Annotated in this window: 16 protein-coding genes; 7 read left to right on the forward strand and 9 right to left on the reverse strand. The window is 68.6% G+C overall.

All coding sequences use genetic code 11. From position 1 onward, the window contains the following. Nucleotides 1-88 precede the first annotated feature (88 nt). A complete protein-coding gene (locus ACZ3HV_RS42460) occupies nucleotides 89-826 on the forward strand; it encodes a hypothetical protein (RefSeq protein ID WP_465693427.1) in 738 nt (245 codons plus the stop codon). Between the two features lie 55 nt (nucleotides 827-881). Continuing rightward, the gene (locus tag ACZ3HV_RS42465; RefSeq protein WP_465693428.1) at nucleotides 882-1,235 is read left to right on the forward strand and encodes a carboxymuconolactone decarboxylase family protein; all 354 of its coding nucleotides are present in this window, start codon (nucleotides 882-884) and stop codon (nucleotides 1,233-1,235) included. A gap of 133 nt (nucleotides 1,236-1,368) precedes the next feature. Here the strand turns inward: ACZ3HV_RS42465 and ACZ3HV_RS42470 are convergent, their stop codons facing one another. Continuing rightward, nucleotides 1,369-1,827 (reverse strand): Lrp/AsnC family transcriptional regulator, encoded by a 459-nt coding sequence (locus ACZ3HV_RS42470; RefSeq protein WP_465693429.1) that lies wholly within the window; start codon nucleotides 1,825-1,827, stop codon nucleotides 1,369-1,371. A 79-nt stretch (nucleotides 1,828-1,906) separates the two neighbouring features. Between ACZ3HV_RS42470 and ACZ3HV_RS42475 the strand changes: the two genes are divergently transcribed. Further along, on the forward strand, nucleotides 1,907-2,317 hold the full coding sequence (locus ACZ3HV_RS42475) for a DUF2000 domain-containing protein (RefSeq protein ID WP_465693430.1): 411 nt from the start codon (nucleotides 1,907-1,909) through the stop codon (nucleotides 2,315-2,317). Between the two features lie 3 nt (nucleotides 2,318-2,320). Here the strand turns inward: ACZ3HV_RS42475 and ACZ3HV_RS42480 are convergent, their stop codons facing one another. Then, nucleotides 2,321-3,259 carry a TIGR03560 family F420-dependent LLM class oxidoreductase gene (locus tag ACZ3HV_RS42480; protein WP_465693432.1) on the reverse strand — a complete coding sequence of 313 codons (939 nt, stop codon included), beginning with the start codon at nucleotides 3,257-3,259 and terminating at the stop codon, nucleotides 2,321-2,323. Nucleotides 3,260-3,359: 100 nt separating this feature from the next. Here ACZ3HV_RS42480 and ACZ3HV_RS42485 point away from each other — a divergent pair, with 100 nt between their 5' ends. Then, nucleotides 3,360-4,103: an alpha/beta fold hydrolase gene (locus ACZ3HV_RS42485; protein ID WP_465693434.1), complete on the forward strand. Its 744-nt coding sequence runs from the start codon at nucleotides 3,360-3,362 to the stop codon at nucleotides 4,101-4,103. Between the two features lie 72 nt (nucleotides 4,104-4,175). Then, nucleotides 4,176-6,107, forward strand: a complete 1,932-nt coding sequence (locus ACZ3HV_RS42490) for a TIGR03960 family B12-binding radical SAM protein (protein WP_465693436.1) — start codon at nucleotides 4,176-4,178, stop codon at nucleotides 6,105-6,107. A gap of 11 nt (nucleotides 6,108-6,118) precedes the next feature. Here ACZ3HV_RS42490 and ACZ3HV_RS42495 read toward each other — a convergent pair whose 3' ends face one another. The 4 genes from ACZ3HV_RS42495 to ACZ3HV_RS42510 all read right to left on the reverse strand — a co-directional run bounded on the left by ACZ3HV_RS42495 (nucleotide 6,119) and on the right by ACZ3HV_RS42510 (nucleotide 11,640). Next, nucleotides 6,119-7,468 (reverse strand): HAD-IA family hydrolase, encoded by a 1,350-nt coding sequence (locus ACZ3HV_RS42495; RefSeq protein WP_465693438.1) that lies wholly within the window; start codon nucleotides 7,466-7,468, stop codon nucleotides 6,119-6,121. 5 nt (nucleotides 7,469-7,473) lie between these two features. Continuing rightward, complete coding sequence (locus ACZ3HV_RS42500; RefSeq protein WP_465693439.1) at nucleotides 7,474-8,796, reverse strand: M28 family metallopeptidase; 1,323 nt, start codon at nucleotides 8,794-8,796, stop codon at nucleotides 7,474-7,476. 238 nt (nucleotides 8,797-9,034) lie between these two features. Beyond that, the gene (locus ACZ3HV_RS42505) at nucleotides 9,035-9,211 is read right to left on the reverse strand and encodes a hypothetical protein (RefSeq protein WP_465693441.1); all 177 of its coding nucleotides are present in this window, start codon (nucleotides 9,209-9,211) and stop codon (nucleotides 9,035-9,037) included. 110 nt (nucleotides 9,212-9,321) lie between these two features. Next, on the reverse strand, nucleotides 9,322-11,640 hold the full coding sequence (locus tag ACZ3HV_RS42510; RefSeq protein ID WP_465693442.1) for a DUF8189 domain-containing protein: 2,319 nt from the start codon (nucleotides 11,638-11,640) through the stop codon (nucleotides 9,322-9,324). A 266-nt stretch (nucleotides 11,641-11,906) separates the two neighbouring features. Here ACZ3HV_RS42510 and ACZ3HV_RS42515 point away from each other — a divergent pair, with 266 nt between their 5' ends. After that, the gene (locus ACZ3HV_RS42515) at nucleotides 11,907-12,047 is read left to right on the forward strand and encodes a hypothetical protein (RefSeq protein WP_465693444.1); all 141 of its coding nucleotides are present in this window, start codon (nucleotides 11,907-11,909) and stop codon (nucleotides 12,045-12,047) included. 29 nt (nucleotides 12,048-12,076) lie between these two features. Here ACZ3HV_RS42515 and ACZ3HV_RS42520 read toward each other — a convergent pair whose 3' ends face one another. From ACZ3HV_RS42520 to ACZ3HV_RS42530, 3 genes are read right to left on the reverse strand one after another with little or no spacing between them, the layout of a single operon-like run. Continuing rightward, the gene (locus ACZ3HV_RS42520; protein WP_465693445.1) at nucleotides 12,077-13,075 is read right to left on the reverse strand and encodes a GNAT family N-acetyltransferase; all 999 of its coding nucleotides are present in this window, start codon (nucleotides 13,073-13,075) and stop codon (nucleotides 12,077-12,079) included. A 40-nt stretch (nucleotides 13,076-13,115) separates the two neighbouring features. Beyond that, entirely contained in the window at nucleotides 13,116-13,994 is an 879-nt protein-coding gene (locus ACZ3HV_RS42525; protein WP_360377362.1) for a prephenate dehydratase, read from the reverse strand. 39 nt (nucleotides 13,995-14,033) lie between these two features. Beyond that, nucleotides 14,034-14,831, reverse strand: a complete 798-nt coding sequence (locus tag ACZ3HV_RS42530) for a lysophospholipid acyltransferase family protein (RefSeq protein ID WP_465693446.1) — start codon at nucleotides 14,829-14,831, stop codon at nucleotides 14,034-14,036. A gap of 149 nt (nucleotides 14,832-14,980) precedes the next feature. Between ACZ3HV_RS42530 and ACZ3HV_RS42535 the strand changes: the two genes are divergently transcribed. Further along, a complete protein-coding gene (locus tag ACZ3HV_RS42535; RefSeq protein WP_465693448.1) occupies nucleotides 14,981-17,236 on the forward strand; it encodes a M64 family metallopeptidase in 2,256 nt (751 codons plus the stop codon). Nucleotides 17,237-17,247 lie beyond the last annotated feature (11 nt).

The following is a 17,247-nucleotide window of genomic DNA, read 5'->3' on the forward strand; positions in this document are numbered from 1 at the left end:
GAGCGACCAACTCAGACCGTCACCCCGGCTGCCGCCGAGTCCCAACAGCAGGCACCGTATCGGTGCCCACAGCAAGGATGGTGCCCTAGTGACCAGGTTCGTGTCGTCCCCGCTGGCCCTCGCCGCTGCCCTCTCGCTGTCGCTCACCGCCTGTGGTGGTGACGACAAGGAGGCCGGATCGACTCCCGCCGCGAGTACGCCGGCACCGAGTGTGACCTCTCCGGCACCGAGCGGTACGCCCGGCGAACCGGTCGCCCGGACGGCGGCCGAGCTCACCAAGGCCCTGCTCGCGTTGAGTGATCTCCCGAGCGGCTTCTCGCAGGAGAAGGACGAACCGGACGACAACTCCAAGCCGTTCTCCTCGCCGAGCAGCCGGTGCAAGACCCTGGTCAAGTACCTGAACGCCACCAAGGCGCCGGGTTCGAAGGCCAGCGTGAGCCGATCCTTCTCCGGCAGCCAGGAAGGCCCGTACATCGACTTCGGCCTCGACTCGATGGGTACCGCGGAGGAGGTCGCCGACCTGCGGGACACGTACGCGGACGCGGTGAAGTCCTGCACGAAGGTCTCGCTCAAGACCGAGGGCGAGAGCAGTACGTCGATGAAGGTCGAGAAGATCGCGGCACCCCAGTTCGGCACCGGCCCGTTCGCGTTCCGCCTGACCGGAACCAGCGGCCCGAAGCGCGGCCTCGAGTACACCGCCGCCATCACCGGCGTCAACGACGTCATCGTGTCGGTCGGCGTCCTGGCCGGCCAAGGCACCGAGCTGGACGTCGCCACCGAAACCGCTGTCACCAAGGCCCAGCAGGTCCTCAAAGCCGGCGCGTGATCGGCGTCACACCGGCCACTGTCACGCCCGCGTCGCGCCGGCCCGTCGTGTCGGTATGGAACAACGGATCGACTTCAGCAAGGTCGTACCGGCCGGCTTTCTGGCCGTGTACGGCGTGGAGAACTATGTGCAGGGCAAGCTCGACCACACCCTGTCGCACCTGATCAAAATCCGGGCGTCGATGCTCAACGGATGCGCGTTCTGCCTGGACATGCACACCACGGACGCGCTCAAGCACGGGGAGAGCAGCCAGCGCCTGTTCGGCCTGGCGGCGTGGCGTGAATCGTCGTTCTACGACGAGCGCGAGCGGGCCGCCCTTGCCCTGACGGACGCGGTCACGGTGCTCGAACGGACCGGCGTACCGGATGGGCCCAGTTCTTCGCTCACGTCTACACCCGGCCGAACCTGAGCGTCCTGCCCGTCCAGTTGGTGACCGGCCCCGCGCTGGACATCGTGATCGGCGACCGGCGGCATGTGCTGGCACTGAGTTCGACGGCGACCAGATCGCCGGGATCCGGGTCGTCATCAGCTCGGACAAGCTGTCAGCGATCGGGCAGCGGCATGATCGTCGTACGGCGGTGGTGTTCGAAGACGACTGAGCTGCGGATGTCGGCGATCTCCTGGCGTTTGGCCAGCGCCAGCACGAGGTCGCGGAGCGCCTGGGTGTCCTTGACCGCGACGTGGGCGAGGAAGTCGGAGCCGCCGGAGACCATGAACATGTCCAGGGTCTGCGGAAGCTGCATCACGTAGTCCTGGAACGCGGTCGCGACGGCCATCGCCTGCGGGCGGAGCTTGATCGAGATGATCGCCTGGGTGGACCGGTCGATCGCGGCCAGGTCCACCTCCGCGCGGTACCCGCTGATCACGCCGCGCTCGCGCAGGCCGCGGATCCGCTCCAGGCAGGTCGACGGCGCGATCCCGAGCTCGGCCGCCATGTCCCGGTTCGTCCGGCGGGCGTCGTTCTGCAGCATCTGCAGCAGCGCCGTATCAAGTTCGTCCATAGCGGGAAGTTTCGCAGATCCGCCGAACGATGTTCGGATCAGAGGACGTGAGCCCGTGCACCTGGCTAGCTTTGCCGTCGTGCTGACGAACAAGATGGTCGTGGTGATCGCGGCCGAGGCGCCGGTCGGCGTCGCCCTGAACACCGCCGCCCTGCTCGGGGTCGGACTCGGCCACCACCACGACGACGTGGTCGGCCCGGACACCGCCGACGCCTCGGGTGCGGCGCACACCGGGATGTGCGCCCACCCGATTCCGGTACTGCGAGCATCCGCCGAGCAACTGCAGGACCTCCACACCCAGGCAGCGGCCAGGGACGACGTCACCGTGCACGACATGCACCAGATCGCCCAGCGCGCACGCACCTACGAGCAGATGTCGACCACGTTGAGCGGGACCAAGCCCGAAGACATTGAATACCTCGGCCTGGCCCTCTACGGCCCGCGGTCCGCCGTCGATTCCCTGACCGGCGCTCTACCGCTTTACCGGTAGGGCTCAGAGGAAGAGGTCGGCGAAGCGCCGTAGTTCGTTCGGGTCCAGGCCGTTCTCGAAGGCCACGATGAGTTCCTGGGTTCCGGCGTCCTCGTACGCGGCGATCCGTTGCCGGATCGTCGACTCGGTGCCGATCAGGCCGTAGGAGGCGAGGTCGCCGGGGAAGGCGAACTCGGAGCCGGCGGGGACCCTGGACCGCGCTTCCGCGTCCGAAGTGCCGAGGATGTACGACGTGGTGACCGTTCGCCGGATGTCGTCGTACGGGCGGCCGACGTCCGCACAGTGCTTGCGGAGTACGTCGTACTTGCGCCGCAGCACCTCCGGCGAGTCCATGATGTTCGACGCGTCGGCCCACCGCGCGACGGTCCGCAGAGTCTTCTGCTCACCGCCGCCGGCGACCAGGACCGGGATGTGGGGTTGCTGGAGTCCTTTCGGCTGGTTGAGTCCGCCGGACGCCCGGTAGTACCTTCCCTCGAAGTCGACCGACTCCTCGGTCCAGAACCGGCGGATCAGTTGCACCGCCTCGTCCAGCCGCCGCAGCCGGTCGCCGGCGGTGCCGAACTCGTACCCGTACCCGGCGTAGTCCGGCTCGTACCAGCCGGCGCCGATTCCGAAGATCAGCCGTCCGTTGCTGACCACATCGATCGTGGACGCGATCTTCGCCTGGAGCGCGGGGTTGCGGTAGCTGTTCGACGTCACCAACGGGCCGATCCGGATCCGGTCGGTCGCGGCCGCGAGCGCGGTGACCATCGTCCAGGCCTCGAACAGCGGTGCCTGCGAGGGCGGGATCGGAAGCAGGTGGTCGGGGACGTAAGCGGCGTGGAATCCGAGCTCGTCGGCGGTCTGGGCCACCGTAGTGATCCGGCGGAACGCGTCGGACGGGTCGAGGCCGGCGAGCTCGCCGGTGAATCCGGTGGGCAGGAACACGCTGAAGTTGGTCATGGCGGCCTTTCAATGAAGTGCTTGCACTCGTTTGTGCGTATTGACCGGCTGACGCGCCAAAAGGAATCGGATGTCGTGTCGGCGTCCGTATGGTGGGGACATGCGACTCAACTACGAGGCGACAGGTCCCGCCGACGCTCCGGTTGTCCTGCTCGGAGCGTCGCTCGGAGCAACGCAGGCGATGTGGGCGCCGCAGGTCGACGTCCTGGCGAAGCGGTACCGCGTGGTGGCTTTCGACCACCGCGGGCACGGCAAGTCCGACGTACCGCTCGGGCCGTACACGATCGACGACCTCGGTGGCGACGTCGTCGAACTACTCGACACGCTCGAGGTCGACCAGGCGTCGTACGTCGGGATCTCGCTGGGCGGCGCGGTCGGGCTGTGGCTCGCGCAGAACGCGGCCGAGCGCTTCCACCGGTTCGCGTTGCTCTGCCCGCCGGCCAACCCGGCCGAGAACGCGCAGATGTGGACCGAGCGGGCGGCCCAAGTGCGCGCCGAGGGAACCCAGTCGATCACGGACGCGACGCTCGGCCGCTGGTTCCTCCCGGAGTTCACCGAAGTCGCGCCGGTGCGCCAGATGCTCCTCGACACCCCCGACGAGGGCTACGCCGCCTGCTGTGAGGCTCTGGGCTCCACCAACCTGCTGCCCGGCCTGGCCGACATCACCGCTCCGGTCCTCCTCGTCACCACCGCCGGCGACACCTCCATCCCCCCGGAAACCGTCGTACCCCTGGCCGCCCAGATCCCCGGCGCCCACCTCGAAATCATCGAGAACGCCGCCCACCTGGTCACCTACTCCCACCCGGATGTCATCAACCCGCTGCTCCTCACCCACCTCGGGTGAGTGCGCGATTCCGGCGTACGGGGGCGGCGGCGTTAGGCTGGTAGGCGCTCTGACACCGACCGGAAGTTCCTGATGACTGTTGAATCGCTGTTCCCGCGCCTGGAGGCGCTGCTGCCGACTGTGCAGAAGCCGATCCAGTACGTCGGAGGTGAGCTGAACTCGGTCAGCAAGGACTGGGACGCGGTCAGCGTGCGCTGGGCGCTGATGTACCCGGACGCGTACGAGGTCGGCCTGCCGAACCAGGGCGTCCAGATCCTCTACGAGGTACTGAACGAGCGTGACCACATCCTGGCCGAGCGGACGTACTCCGTCTGGCCGGACATGGAGAAGGTGATGCGGGACCACAAGATCCCGCAGTTCACCCTGGACAGCCACCGGCCGGTCCGCGCGTTCGACGTCTTCGGACTGTCGTTCTCGACCGAGCTCGGCTACACGAACATGCTGACCGCACTCGATCTGGCCGGGATTCCGCTGTACGCCGTCGATCGGACCGACGAGGACCCGATCGTGCTGGCCGGCGGGCACGCCGCGTTCAACCCGGAGCCGATCGCCGACTTCATCGACGCCGCCGTCCTCGGTGACGGCGAGGAGATCGTGCTGGCCATCTCGGACGTGATCCGGGAGTGGAAGGACGAGGGATCCCCGGGCGGACGCGACGAGGTGCTGATGCGTTTGGCGGCCTCCGGCGGCGTCTACATCCCGAAGTTCTTCACGGTCGAGTACCTGACCGACGGCCGGATCAAGCGGGTCGCCCCGAACCGTCACGGCGTCCCGTGGCGGACGGCCAAGCACACGGTGATGGACCTGGACGCCTGGCCGTACCCGAAGAAGCCGCTGGTCCCGCTGGCCGAGACCGTGCACGAGCGGTACTCGGTGGAGATCTTCCGCGGTTGTACGCGCGGCTGCCGGTTCTGCCAGGCCGGCATGATCACCCGGCCGGTGCGCGAGCGCAGCATCACCACGATCGGAGACATGGTCGAGAACGGGCTGAAGCAGTCCGGATTCGAGGAGGTCGGACTGCTCAGCCTGTCCTCGGCCGACCACAGCGAGATCGCTGAGGTAGCCAAGGGTCTGGGTGATCGGTACGAGGGCAGCAACGTCTCGCTGTCGTTGCCTTCGACAAGGGTCGACGCGTTCAACATCACGCTGGCCAACGAGTTCTCCCGCAACGGCCGGCGCAGCGGCCTGACCTTCGCGCCCGAGGGCGGGTCGGACCGGATGCGCAAGGTGATCAACAAGATGGTCACCGAGGAGGACCTGATCCGCACGGTCGCGGCGGCGTACGGGCACGGCTGGCGGCAGGTGAAGCTGTACTTCATGTGCGGCCTGCCGACCGAGACCGACGAGGACGTGCTGGCGATCGCGGACCTGGCCAAGAAGGTGATCGCGACCGGGCGGGAGGTGTCCGGCCGGCGCGACATCCGTTGCACGGTGTCGATCGGTGGGTTCGTGCCGAAGCCGCACACGCCGTTCCAGTGGGCCGCGCAGCTCGGCGCCGAGGAGACCGACGCCCGGCTGTCGAAGCTGGCCGCCGCGATCCGTTCCGACCGGAACTACGCCAAGGCGATCGGCTTCCGGTACCACGACGGCAAGCCAGGCATCATCGAAGGCCTGCTGTCCCGCGGTGACCGCCGTGTCGGCCGGGTGATCGAGGCGGTCTGGCGTGACGGCGGCCGGTTCGACGGGTGGAGCGAGCACTTCTCCTACGACCGCTGGGTCGAGTCCGCCGAGAAGGCACTGGCCGACGAGCCGGTCGACCTGACCTGGTACACCACGCGGGAGCGCGAGTACGCCGAAGTTCTGCCGTGGGACCACCTGGACTCGGGGCTGGATCGCGACTGGCTGTGGGAGGACTGGCAGGACTCGCTCGAGGAGGACGGCGCGATCGAGGTCGAGGACTGCCGCTGGACCCCGTGCTTCGACTGCGGCGTCTGCCCGCAGATGGGCACCGAGATCCAGATCGGTCCCACCGGCAAGAAGCTGCTACCTCTTTCGGTGGTCTGAGGGCCTGCCGATCAGCGGCCCCCAAATCCATCAGTTGCAGTAGTAGGCCGGGGTGACGCCGCCGAAAGAAGCAGCTCGGTGAGCAAGAGTTCGTCAGCGCTGCCCAGAACGAGGTCGGCGGCCGCCACCGCACCCGGCGCGACGAACGGGTTGGGGACAGCGACCGCGAACATCCCGGCCGCCTGCGCCGCCGCGACGCCATGCGCGGTGTCCTCGACCGCGATCGCCTCGTCGCCTCGTACGCCGAGGCGCTGCAAGGCCAACTCATAGATCGCCGGATCGGGCTTGTGGGTCTCGACCTCGTCACCAGTGACGACGTGGTCGAAGAGATCCACCGCGTCGACGCGCTCCAGATGGCCGCGCACCCAGGGACGCGCCGAGCTACTCGCGATCGCGACCTGCAGACCGAGCTCGCGTGCCGTCCGTAGCCAGTCCTGGATGCCCGGCCGGAAGTGCAGTTCCCGGTGCATCGCGTCCCGGTGAGCGGTCCGGCGCGCATGACTTGCGGCGCGGTCGAAGCCGGAGCCGACAGCGGCCGCGAGTAGTTCATAGCGGTCCTCGGTGATGTCGCCGCCGTGCCCGGGCCAGAACTCCGCGAGATCCAGCTCGAGCCCGTGGTGGGCCCACTCGGCCCGCCAGCTCTCCACCATCGTCGTCTCGGTGTCCATCAACAGCCCGTCGAAGTCGAACACAACCGCCCGCACGTCCACCGGCACGAGCCGCGTCGCGAGCCGGTGGATCTGCGGCTCGGTCAGCCCGAGACCCGAGAGGTACGCGCGGACTCCGCCGAGTTGGTGGTCCAGATGGTCGAGTGACCCGAGAATCGTCTCGGGCCTCGTGCGCGAGTACTCCGGTCCGTCCTGCCGACCCAGCCGGACCTCGCTCACCGCATAGTCGTCAGCGATCACCTCGCGGGGTACACCGGCCAGCTCGAGAAGCAGGGCCGCGAGCTGACCGGTGCGATCCTTCCCGGAGTGGCAGTGCACGACCACCGGCCGGTCCGCCGGCGCGTCCGCGACGGCCTGGAAGATCTTGCTGAGGTGGGCCGAGTTGCGGCTCAGGCTATTGCAGTAGACGTCGACCAAGCGCGGCTCGGCGGCCGCATCCCGCGTCGCCTCAGCGGCCGGATCGATCCAAGGGATGCGCCGGTACGACGGATGGCCGTCGAGCGGGTGTGGTTGCCTGAGTTCCACGTCGGAGCGCAGGTCGAGCACCAGACCGGCGTCGACCGAGTCGAACTCAGCCCGTCCCGCGTCGTCCAGGTTGTCGAGGCACTCCGAACGGAACAACGCCCGCCGGCGCGTCAGTCCGCCGTACCGAGTCGGAAGGCCGCCAAGGTCACGCGCATTCGGGCTCCACACACTTGTCAGCTTAGGACAACGCCTCCAAGGGACTCGAAGTCGTGCCAGGTTCCGTCGAAGGCCTTGTGGTGCAGGGCTGAGTCCATGCCGACCACGAAGACGTCGAGTCGGTTCGGGCCCCAGGCGACCACCGAGCCGGCTGGTTGCGGGCGGGCCGCGGCTGCTGGTTCGAGCCAGCCGGCCAGTGCGGCGACGTTCATCCGGAGGATCTCGGCTGCCAACGACCAGTCGATGAAGTTCAACGTGTCGTTCGCCGAATGGATGTGGCCGTTCGCGCTGTCCGAGCCCTCGATCGTCAGCACGGCCGGAACGCCGGCGTTGATGAACGGCACGTGGTCACTCGCGAACGGGTTGAGCGACGTCTCCACCTTCAGCCCGGTGTACGTCGCGGCCGCCGTCCCGAGAGCCGCCATCTGGCTCGACGACACCGGAGCACCCTCGAGCAGCACGGTCGGGACCGCGGTGTTCTTGGTCGCGATCATGTCCATGTTGAGAACGGCCCGGACCCGCGCCCGTTCGGCCGGCGGCAGCGCGGCGACGTACTGCTTGCTGCCGAACAACCCCTCTTCCTCGCCACCGAAGAGGATCAGCCGTACGTCGTGCTGCCACGACCGCGTCGACAACAGCCGGCCGAGCTCGAGCACTCCGGCCGAGCCGCTGCCGTTGTCGTCCGCACCGGGGGCTGACGCGGCCGGACCGCCCGCGATGTTGATCGAGTCCAGGTGTGCGGTGACGATCACCAGTTCACGGGTGGATCCAACGCCGGCCAGGTCGCCGATCAGGTTCGCCGAGTGGCCCGCGCCGACCGTGATCGGCATCCGGCTGGTGGTGTAGCCGAGGGCAACCATTCGGTCGGCGGCGAAGTCCATCGCCTGGGTGAACGTCGAACTGAGCGAGTGCCGCGTCGGCAGGCTCGCCAACCAGGTCAGGTCCGACTGGTACGACGCCGGCGACACCTGCCCGACCAGATCCGCGATGGTCGGATCGACCCGGACCGCGGAGACGATCGGATTGTCGACAATCGTCGTACCTGCGTGGAGTGCTTCGACCCGCCAGCAGTTGTTCGAGCGGCGGCGGGGCCGGTCGGCGGACGAGATCACCAGGTGCCGGCCGTGATCGAGCAGCGGCACGACATCGGGGTAGTCGTCCTGGAAACTCCGGCCCACCTGCGTGACGAGCAGCAGGCCGGGTGCGGTCCGGGACGCGCGGCCGAGGCGTTGGTCGGCCCGGACCCAGAGGAGAGTCTTCTCGCCGAACCGCGCCGACTGCGCGCCTCCGGCGGCATCAGCGGTCGGTACGACGAGATAACGAACAGGTGCTGTAGTCATGAGGCCTCCCGGCGTGGATTGAGGTGACGAGGGAGCCCGGTCATGGGGCCTCCTGCCCTGGACTGAGGAGCGTAGGGAGCGGAGCGACTGGAGCGACGAGGGAAGGGCGGGAGGTAGAGCCCCATGACCCGCCGTGCCGGAGGCGCGGCCAAAGGCACAGCGGCTGGAGCGACCAGGGAAGGCCGGGAGCCAAGGCCCCATGACCCTGCCGGCGCCGAAGGCCCGGCCAAACGCTCAGCTAGTCCTGCCAGCTGATTTCGAGGCGGTCGGGCTCGGCTTTGACGATCTGGCCGGTCCCGCTGGAGCCGCGATCCAGCCGGCCGCCGGCGTCCCAGCGGCCGGCCGGACGTGCCTCCGGTGCGTCACCCCGGCCGATCGCGTACTCGACCAGGGTGCCGTCCGGGCGGAACTCCACCCCCCGCCGGCCGCGGGCCGGCGGGAAGGCGAAGTCGTCGCGGCGGTAGACGCTGACCCCGTCGTGGTCCTCCTCGAACGAGTGCGTCCAGCGCCCGACCGGTGATCCGCTCAGCTGGTCACCCCCTGCATGGCGGAAGCGGCAGGCATCGACTCCGGGATGGTGACCTTGAAGTCGCTGATGACGCCGCCGAGCGGTTCGTACCCGGTGACCGACGGTCCCCAGTTCGAGCCGTCCCACCACTTGTGCCACAGCTGCTTGTCGGTGCCGGTGACGAACACGTCCAGCCGGTTCTGGGCCCACGAGACAACCCGCGGCTCGTCGGTGCAGATCCCGCCCAGGTACTCGTAGCCGGTGACCGACGGTCCCCACGCGGATCCGTCCCACCACTTGTGGTACAGCGCGGAGTCGGTGCCGAGCACGAACACGTCGAGCCGGTCCGAGCCCCACGAGACAACGGTCGGCGCCGTCGTACACACGCCGCCCATGTACTCCCAGCTCGACCAGGACGAGCCGTCCCACCACATGTGGTACAGCGCGGAGTCGGTGCCGATGACGAACATGTCGAGCCGGTTCTGGCCCCAGGCAACGACCCGCGGCGGCGAAGCACAGACGCCGCCGAGGTACTCGTAGCCGGTGACGGACGGTCCCCAGTTCGCCCCGTCCCACCACTTGTGGTAGACCGCGTTGTCCGTGCCGAGCACGAACACGTCCAGCCTGTCCTTGCCCCAGGCAACAACCTCGGGCGGGCTCATGCAGATGCCGCCCATGTATTCGTACCCGGTGGCCGACGGTCCCCAGTTCGCCCCGTCCCACCACTTGTGGTACAGCGCACGGTCGGTGCCGAGGACGAACGCGTCCAGCCGGTTCGGGCCCCAGGTGGCCAGTCGCGGCGGGCTCTGACAGACGCCGCCGAGGTACTCGTACCCGGTGACGGACGGTCCCCAGTTCGCCCCGTCCCACCACTTGTGGTACAGCGCGTGATCGGTGCCGAGGACGAACGCGTCGAGGCGGTTCGGTGCCCAGGACGCGACTTCAGGAGCACTCATGCAGATACCACCCATGTACTCGTAGCCCGCGACGGACGGTCCCCAGTTCGAGCCGTCCCACCACTTGTGATACATCGCCAGGTCGGTGCCGAGGACGAACGCGTCCAGCCGGTTCGCGCCCCACGCCACCACCGAGCCGGCCGGTTCCGGCGTACTGATGCCGCCGCCGAAGATCGGCAGACTCTTGCGCACGGTGTCCAGACAGGCCTGCATCCGGGCCACCTGGTCGGCAGTGAACATCACCATGCCGCGGTCGTCGGTGTAGTCCATGTAGTCGTAGAACAGGTCACCGTTCGGCCCGTTGCTGCACGTCACGTGCGGGAACGTCGGTACGCCGAAGTTCGGGCCGGCCGCGTTCGGGGTGTCGGCGCACTCGTCGCTGCCGCTGCAGCCACTGCCGTCGTCGCCCCAGATGTGGAACAGGTTCAGGTAGTGCCCGACCTCGTGGGTCGTCGTCCGCCCGAGGTCGAACGGTGCGGCCGCCGTACCGCCGGTGCCGAACCCGCTGTGCAGGATGACCACGCCGTCGGTGTTCGCCGGACCGCCCGGGAACTGCGCGTACCCGAGCAGGCCGCCGCCGAGCTGGCAGACCCAGATGTTGAGGTAGTGATCTGTCGGCCACGGGTCGATACCGCCGGTGGACGACTTCTTCACCTTGTCGTCGGTGCCGAAGCTCGCCGTACTGGTCTGGGTCCGGGTCACACCGGTGGTCGGGTTCCCGTTCGGGTCCTGGGTCGCCAGGAAGAACTCGATCCGGCTGTCCGTGATCAGCCCGCTGAACACCCCCGGCACGATGCTCGTGTCGGGGTTCGTCGCCCGGAAGTCGCGGTTCAGAACGTCGATCTGGTTGTCGATCTGGGCCTGCGAGATGTTCTGCGCGGCGGTGTTCCAGACCACGTGGACGACGCACGGGATGCGCGCGATCCCGGAGAATCGCTGCGGACCGGAGACGTAGTCCATCGTCGCCGTTTCGAGCGCCGCCCGGTTGGCGGCGTACTCGGCTGAGGTCGTCAGCAGCCGCCGGTGCACATCCATCACACCGCACTGCCGCTGGCTCGGGTACTCGGTGCGCCCGTCCGCGCCGCTCATACCGGCACCACTGGCCTGGCCGCCACCACTCATGCCCGCTCCACCTGGCTGGCCGCCGCCACTCATGCCGTCGCCGGCCGGCTGGCCGCCGCCGGTCATGCCCGCTCCACTGGGCTGGCCGCCGCTCATGCCGGCGCCGCCCGAGGCCGGTGCACCGGTCATCCCGGTCATCGGCATGCCATTCGCCGCGGGCTGTCCATTCGCGCCCGACTCGGCTGCCTGGGCCTCACCCGGCATCCGGTAGTCGTCGTCGCGGTGCTTGTCCGCGCGCCCGTTGGCCTTCCTCGGCATCTCTCCCCCTTCCAGCGGGGGCGCACGAGCAGGTCGGGACCGCACCCGGTCCCGGACCGAAGAGGTTCTTCCCCCAGCCCGCCCAATCGATCGGAGGCGACACGTGCCACCTCCCCCTACCGAACAGCCGGCCCCCAAGTCGCTGCTCACGTTTCACCTTGCTCTCCTCACCGCCCGCACACAAGCTTTCGCGCACCGGCAGTCAACTCCACCAAACCCCCAACCCCCCGTTGAAGACTTGCTTGAAACCTCAAGAGGAGCAGGACGTGGCTAGACCGGTGCCGGCGCACATGATCAGCCGGGCTCGGATGGTGCGGGTACGACGTGCTTTTGCGGCCCTGGAGGTACGGCGAAACAAGCCGCCACGCCGCCGGCAGACGGCTCTCGGGGCCTTGGTGATCAGCTGATGGGGATCCAGCGGTTTCCCTCCAGCAAACTAGCAGTCCAGCTCGAGTTCCCAGGTGGTCCGCTGGGCGGTCGGCCGGAAGCCGAGCTTTTCGTTGACGGCGATCATCGGGGTGTTTTCGGGAGCGTTCCAGGTGTGGAGTACGGCGGGGTGGTCGAGGCCGGCCTGGAGGGCGCGGACGTTGGGAACCTTGACGGCGACGCCCAGGCCGCGGCCGCGATGTGCCGGATGAACGTAGGTGTCGTACTGGCTGAGACGGTCCGGAGTCTCCGGAGTGCCGCCCATCTGGGTGTACGCCGCCAGCGCGCCGGACGCGGTGTGGACGGCGGCCGTCGAATAGGTGAAGCGGCCTTGCTTAACACGCCGGGCCTCGGCTTCGCGGATCAGCGCCGGAGTCCAATGAACCGCCTCAACCGAGCGCTCGCCGGTCGGTACGTCTTCGCTCATCCCGGTCTGCAGCTCGGCGAACTCGACGAGCCACTCGTCCGGTGCGTACTCACGCCACTGCACGATCTCGTAGCCGGGCACCGGTCGATCCAGCGCTGCGAGCGCGTCCACGGCCAGCGGCAGCTCGAGCACCTGGTGCAGTTCGGCATGCTTTCGGACAAACCCGCGCGCGGCGGCGAACGCCGTACCAGGGCTGTCGCCCGTCACTGGATCACCGGCGGCGTTGAACCCGGACAGCACCCGACGCCCGTCGGCCCGGGCTCGCTCGATCACCGCCGCCAGCAGCCGCGTCGCGACCCCCTGGCGCCGGTACGACGGAACCACGGCGAGCTCCACGTCGACGGTGTCGGTGTTGTCGAGCAACCACCAGTCGAGCCACGCGATCCCGGCCCACGTGTCACCGTCGACCAGACCCAACCCGTCCGCCCGCTGGTCCGAGTGGTCACCGGTGAACAGCACCCGAGCCTCTTCCAGCCCCAGTCCGACAGGAAACTCGAGCTCCTCCCGCCGCACGTCGAACTTCACCTCGTAAAACCGCTTGAAAACCTCAGGATCCCGGCCGTCGACCGTCACAATGCGCACCCGCGGACCCTACGGCGCCGCGGCGTGCAGCGCGCGGGAATTAGTGGTGTGGGCGCAGGGCGCGGTTGGCGGCGGGTTCGGCTATTTGGGCTCGGAAAGAGTTGGCGGGGTAGACGCCGAGGATGCGGACCTCGACGGAGAAGAAGGCGAGCTCCTCCAGGGCCAGGGCGACGTTGGGGTCTTCCGGGTGGCCCTCGATGTCGGCATAGAACTGGGTGGCGAAGAACATGCCGCCGAGCTGGTACGACTCCAGCTTCGTCATGTTCACGCCGTTGGTCGCGAAGCCCCCGAGCGCCTTGTACAGCGCGGCCGAGACGTTGCGGACCCGGTAGACGAAGCTGGTGATGATCGGACCCGATCCGACCGGAGGTACGTCGGGCTCCCGCGAGAGCACCAGGAACCGGGTGGTGTTGTGGTGCTCGTCCTCGACATCGGAGGCCAGCGTCTCCAAGCCGTACAGCGACGCCGCGGCCCGCGGGGACAACGCGGCGACCGTGGGATCGGCCAGCTCGGCCACCTCGCGGGCGGCGCCGGCGGTGTCGTCGGCAACCACCGTGGACCAGCCGTGCTCGCGGATGATCTTGCGGCACTGCCCGAGCGCGTGCACGTGGCTGCGGACGGTCCGGATCGTGTCGATCGACGCGCCCGGTACGGCGAGCAACTGGAAGTGGATCGGCAGGAAGTGCTCGCCGACGATGTGCAGCCCGGACTCCGGCAGCAGGTGGTGGATGTCGGCCACCCGGCCGGCGATCGAGTTGTCCACCGGGATCATCGCGAGCCCGGCCCGGCCGCTGCTGACCGCCTCGAGCGCGTCCTCGAACGTCGTACAGGGCAGCTGCTCGCGGTCCGGGAACATTTCGGTGCACGCCATTGCCGAATTGGCGCCTGGCTCACCCTGATAAGCGATCGGTCCGTCCACAGTCCACCAGACTAGACCTGCCGTGTCTCACAAGGCGGATCAGGTGTCCGTCTTGCGGACCTTCTTCGGCGCTCCGGTGACCGCCCGGCCTTCCAGCGCCTTGGCCTTGGTGGCGTACATGTCGATGTACTCCTGGCCGGACAGCTCCATGATCTTGTACATGATCTCGTCGGTGACCGCGCGCAGGATCAGCCGGTCGCTCTCCATCCCCTCGTACCGGGAGAAGTCCAGCGGCTCGCCGAACTTGACCGTGGGGGAGGCGAACGAGGCGACCACCTTGCCGGGCGGGGCGACCACGTCGGTGCCGATCACGCCGCACGGGATGACCGGGACCTTCGCCTCGAGCGCCAGCCGGGCGACGCCCGTACGGCCCTTGTAGAGGCGGCCGTCGTGCGACCGGGTGCCCTCGGGGTAGATGCCGAACAGCTCGCCGCGCTCGAGCACCTTCATCCCGGCCCGCATCGCGCCCTCGGACGCGGACCCGCCGGACCGGTCGATCGGGACCTGGCCGGTGCCCTTGAAGAACCCGCGCTGGAACCGGCCCTTGATCCCGGCGCCGGTGAAGTAGTCGGACTTCGCCACGAACGTGACCCGGCGCCGGAGCACCAGCGGCATGAAGATCCAGTCGGCGTACGAGAGGTGGTTGCTGGCGATGATCGCCGGACCCAGCTCGGGGATGTTCTCGGCGCCGACCACGTTCGGCCGGAAGATGCGCTTGACGGGCGGGCCGAGCAGCACATTCTTCAGCACCCAGTAGATGCCCTTGCCGTCGCCGTCTCCGGCATCCACGACCGCAGCGTCCGGCTCAGGCCGCCGCGACTGCGCCGGTTCCGTCATCGATGTCCTTTCCTCACAGTTCCCCGATCCCTCATGATGCCGCACGACGGCCCGGATGGCCCGCACGTCGCCACGCGGGAACGACTCACACCCGGCGGCGGATCTTCGTAAGCTGCTGACGGCAGCGTCGCCCGGCTGGGGGAGGACTTGTGCGGACCAGAGGACTGACAGCGGTGCTGGGGGTGCTGGCGGCAGTGTTCGCCGGCGCCGGTACGACGGCTTCAGCGGGTACGACGGAAGCACCGGCGGCCACCGTGGTGCCGATCCAGGTCACCGGACCGGCCGCCTCCCGGTTCAATCTGCTTGTGATGGGCGACGGCTACACCGCGGCCGAGCTGCCGAAGTTCCGCGAGCAGGTCGACAAGCACCTGAACATCCTGTGGAGCATCGAGCCGTTCAAGTCGTACCGCAACTACGTCAACGTGTACGCGGTCGAGATCACCTCGCCGCAGAGCGGAGTCGACTGCGATCCCGGCCTCACGTCGCCCAAGGTCGACACCCCGCTGCAGATGGGCTTCTGGGGTGGCTGCAACCCGGGCAGCGTCCAGCGCCTGCTCACGGTCAGCTCGACCGCTGCCGCCCAGTACGCCGACCTGGTCCCGGGCACGACGTCGGCCAACCGCCAGATTCTTGCTATCGGCAACAGCGACACGTACGGCGGCGCCGGCGGAAGCTACGCGACCGCCTCGGGCGGCAACGCGCTGTCCGCCCTGATCACCCCGCACGAGCTCGGCCACTCACTCGGCGGTCTGCAGGACGAGTACGACTACTACGCCCGCGGTGCGCGGGGAGCGCCGTACGAAGGACCTGAGCCGTCGTCCATTCACCACACCTTGCTGACCGAGCAGCAGATGCGGGACCAGCAGCAGAAGTGGTTCCGCTGGCTCGGCGAGCCGTCCGAGTCCGGCGGCACGATCGGCCGCTACGAGGGCGGGATGTACGCCGGATCCGGGGTCTGGCGTGCTAGCGCGCACTCGATGATGAAGGCGCTCGGGTACTACTTCGACCAGGTCTCCAGGGAGCGGATGACGCAGCGGATCTCGGCCCGAGCCTCGCTGTTCCAGGGCAGCACGCCGACCGGGCAGGTCGCCGCCGACCAAGTCGTCTGGCTGCAGACGCTGCACCCGGTGAACCACGAGCTCGACGTCACGTGGACCTTGGACGGTACGGCGCTCCCGACCGCGAACGCCCGTGCGGTCGACCTCTCGACCGTCGAGCTCGCGCCGGGTCTGCACACGCTCACCGCGTCGATTGTCGACAATACGACGTTCATCCGGGACCCCGCCGTACGCCCGACCGCCTCGCGCTCGTGGACCGTCGACACGACCCTCCACGCCACGCCGTCGGGCGATCCGGTGAATTTCACCGGGTCGACGTCGACCGAGCATCCGGTGAGCGCCGACGAGGTTGTGTACGCCGAGACGACACAGTCCGACACCTCGCAACCTGCCGTCGAGTGGCTGATGGACGGAAAGCCGGTCGCCAACCCCGGAAACGACCGCGACTTCGACCTGGCGCCCTTGAAGCTGACCGGCCAGCACACGCTGACCGCCCGTGCCGGCGCCGAGTCGCTGACCTGGACGGTCGACGGCGTCGAGCCCGAGGTGCGGTCGACGATGTCCAAGCCGCTGCTCACGGTGCAGAAGGCGACCGGTCCGGAGTACATCTACAACGACGCGTTCACGATGGGCCTGGCAGCGACGGACGACAGCCCGGGGTACGTCGTACCAGAGTTCCGGGTGGACGGGGACGGTTGGTACAACTACTACGGCTGGCCCACCGACGCGTCCGCGCCGTTCCGCTTCACCGCCGCGGGAACCGAGATCGACCAGCTCGTCTACGGCAAACTCGGCGTACCGCGGGTGGTGCCGTGGGACGACGTACCGCCCGGGTACGGCCGGCACCAGGTCGAGTACCGCGCGATCGATGCCTCGGGCAACATCGGTACGCCGCGACGGTTCGCGGTCACGTTGCTGCGCCCGGCCCCTCCGTGCACGACGACGATCACCACTGTCCGGAACGGCCCGCTGTACGTGCGATCCGGCGTGACCTGCCTGGTCGGTGCCACGGTCAACGGTCCGGTCGTGGTCGGCGCCGGCGCGTCCTTGGTCGCCACGGACAGCCGGATCGTCGGACCGGTCCAGGCAGATCGAGCCGCCGACCTCCAGTTGTTGCGGAGCACGGTCGGGGGACCGGTGGCGGCCGACGGCGTCACGCAGTCCGTCGTCGTGGTCGGGACCGCGGTCAAGGGCCCGGCGTCCGTGACCAAGTCGGCTTCTGCCGTACTGGCGGGGAACACGGTCGGCGGCCCGCTGAGCTGCTCAGGCAACACGCCGGCACCGGTCAACCTCGAAGCCCCGAACCAGGTCGCCGGCCCTCGCTCCGGTCAATGTGCCCGTCTGTAAAGGGAAATCGG

Source organism: Kribbella sp. NPDC020701, assembly GCF_055562215.1.

Coding starts and splice junctions, on each gene's coding strand:
- ACZ3HV_RS42465 (WP_465693428.1), top strand. CDS start 882: ATGGAACAACGGATCGACTTCAGCAAGGTCGTACCGGCCGGCTTTCTG.
- ACZ3HV_RS42470 (WP_465693429.1), bottom strand. CDS start 1,827: ATGGACGAACTTGATACGGCGCTGCTGCAGATGCTGCAGAACGACGCC.
- ACZ3HV_RS42480 (WP_465693432.1), bottom strand. CDS start 3,259: ATGACCAACTTCAGCGTGTTCCTGCCCACCGGATTCACCGGCGAGCTC.
- ACZ3HV_RS42485 (WP_465693434.1), top strand. CDS start 3,360: ATGCGACTCAACTACGAGGCGACAGGTCCCGCCGACGCTCCGGTTGTC.
- ACZ3HV_RS42490 (WP_465693436.1), top strand. CDS start 4,176: ATGACTGTTGAATCGCTGTTCCCGCGCCTGGAGGCGCTGCTGCCGACT.
- ACZ3HV_RS42500 (WP_465693439.1), bottom strand. CDS start 8,796: ATGACTACAGCACCTGTTCGTTATCTCGTCGTACCGACCGCTGATGCC.
- ACZ3HV_RS42510 (WP_465693442.1), bottom strand. CDS start 11,640: ATGCCGAGGAAGGCCAACGGGCGCGCGGACAAGCACCGCGACGACGAC.
- ACZ3HV_RS42530 (WP_465693446.1), bottom strand. CDS start 14,831: ATGACGGAACCGGCGCAGTCGCGGCGGCCTGAGCCGGACGCTGCGGTC.